The following is a 2187-nucleotide window of genomic DNA, read 5'->3' on the forward strand; positions in this document are numbered from 1 at the left end:
CTGAGTTAACCGACCCAGACGATATCGATGCACTGATGGATTCAATGGCCGCCGCAGCGCCAAAACCTCAGCCAGGAGAAGATACAGTAGCTGATAGTCATGCTGAGTTAACCGACCCAGACGATATTGACGCACTGATGGACTCGTTAACAGAGGATTCAATGGCAGCAGAGTCTGAAGCAGAAGAAAATTCTGCTGATGATAGTCATGCTGAGTTAACTGACCCAGACGATATTGACGCACTGATGGACTCGTTAACAGAGGATTCAATGGCAGCAGAGTCTGAAGCAGAAGAAAATTCTGCTGATGATAGTAATGCTGAGTTAACTGACCCAGACGATATCGATGCACTGATGGACTCGTTAACAGAGGATTCAATGGCAGCAGAGTCTGAAGCAGAAGAAAATTCTGCTGATGATAGTACGACAGAGTTAACCGACCCTGATGATATTGATGCACTAATGGACTCGTTAACAGAGGATTCAATAGCAGCAGAACCAGAGTCTGAGCCAGAAGAAGCTATAACTGACGATAATACGGCCGAGTTAACTGACCCTGACGATATTGACGCACTCATGGATTCGATGGTTAAAGAAAGTGCGGCTGCCGAATTAAATGAACAAGACGAGAATTTTGAAATTTCAGATCCTGATGATATTGATGCCTTGTTAGATTCAATGTCAGCAGCTAAACAGGCGTCAAAACCTATTACTGTTGATGATCTTGTTGATCCCCTTGATGAAATGGCTGCTGATCAGTTAGATGAAAATATAGCGTTAACAGACCCTGATGACATTGATAGTTTATTGGGTGATATTGAGAGTGATGTCACTGAGTCTTCAAACAAAGATACCCTTGAAGCTAATAACAATGAAGCAGCAGATGAAACAACGACAACAGAAGATGAAAATAAAGCGCTTATTGATAACTTTACCAATGAATACGTAGCACCATTTTTATCCGTAGATTTTAGTGAACTACTTAAAGATGATAGCGAAGAATTAGTTGATGATACTATTGCGAGTAGTGACGAATCGGTAAACCAAGAAAATAGCAATAAAGCGCATGACTTGTCTGATGATTTAGATATAGATGCACTTTTAGCTGAAGTCGCCGATGGTGACAACTCAACCAGTGATGATTTAGATATTGGTGATGATATACTCATTGATGGACAAGTTAATGAATTAGCAGCAGAAGCAGTAACTGATTATACCGATAGTGATGTATTAGCTGATTTATTAGCCGATGAAAACACCTCTGCAAATGATTCTATTGATGACAATAGTGAAATCGATGAGATTGAAGCACTAGACAATGTTGACTTTGATGACTTACTGGCAAATATAGCAGAAGAAAGTCAGACAACGCTTGCAGATGATCTAGATTTTTCAACAGACTTTAATGCTGATGACATTGACTTAGATGCTGTTGCTGTAACTGATGATGCTAATATTGAAGTCGATAGCGAAAATGATTTTGATGTTGACTTAGATGATATTTTAGATATTGGTGATGACCTAGATAGCGATAATAATTTAAATGTTGATTTTGATAGTGATGATGAAGAAGATGACTTTGTCTCTGTCGACTCTTTATTATCAGATAGCTTAGGCGAAACAGAAGAGGAAGAGCCTTACAATAAAACTGACTTTAATGTTGGGCTTAATGAGTTCCCCGAATTTTCTGGTGATAACGCTGCCGAAGAAGAAGATGATAACGGCATTGCGGCTAAATTAGATTTAGCAAAAGTTTATATTGAAATAGGTGATAGCGAAAACGCCGAAGTCATATTACAAGATGTAGTAGCAAAAGGTGATGCTCAGCAACAATTTGATGCTCAGCAACTGCTTGATAATATTAGTTAATCAAGAGAAATTGTTTATCGTTTTATAAAAGCCACTATTGTGGCTTTTTTTATATAAGTGATTAACTTCAGCGGAAGATATAGTGAAATAGGCGCAATAATAGAAAACGCCGAAGTCATATTACAAGATGTAGTAGCAAAAGGTGATGCTCAGCAACAATTTGATGCTCAGCAACTGCTTGATAATATTAGTTAACCTGAGAACTGGATAAGGATTGAACTAATTGCCCACCTCGCGATCAGATCTTTCGACTAAAAACGATTTGAAAGCAACAGAGGTGGGCAGATGAATAAGTTAATAGATATATTTTGTGATGTCG

General features: G+C 38.5%; 2 protein-coding genes. Both read left to right on the forward strand.

The features are described from left to right. Positions 1-1868 (forward strand): FimV/HubP family polar landmark protein (locus tag ESZ26_RS18915; protein ID WP_146801345.1); only part of this gene is annotated, 1868 nt, incomplete at its 5' end. Between the two features lie 57 nt (positions 1869-1925). Then, positions 1926-2063 (forward strand): hypothetical protein, encoded by a 138-nt coding sequence (locus ESZ26_RS19320; protein ID WP_170246422.1) that lies wholly within the window; start codon positions 1926-1928, stop codon positions 2061-2063. The last annotated feature ends 124 nt before the right edge of the window (positions 2064-2187 follow it).

The sequence above is a fragment of the Colwellia hornerae genome (assembly GCF_007954355.1).
Taxonomy (GTDB): Bacteria; Pseudomonadota; Gammaproteobacteria; order Enterobacterales; family Alteromonadaceae; genus Colwellia_A; species Colwellia_A hornerae.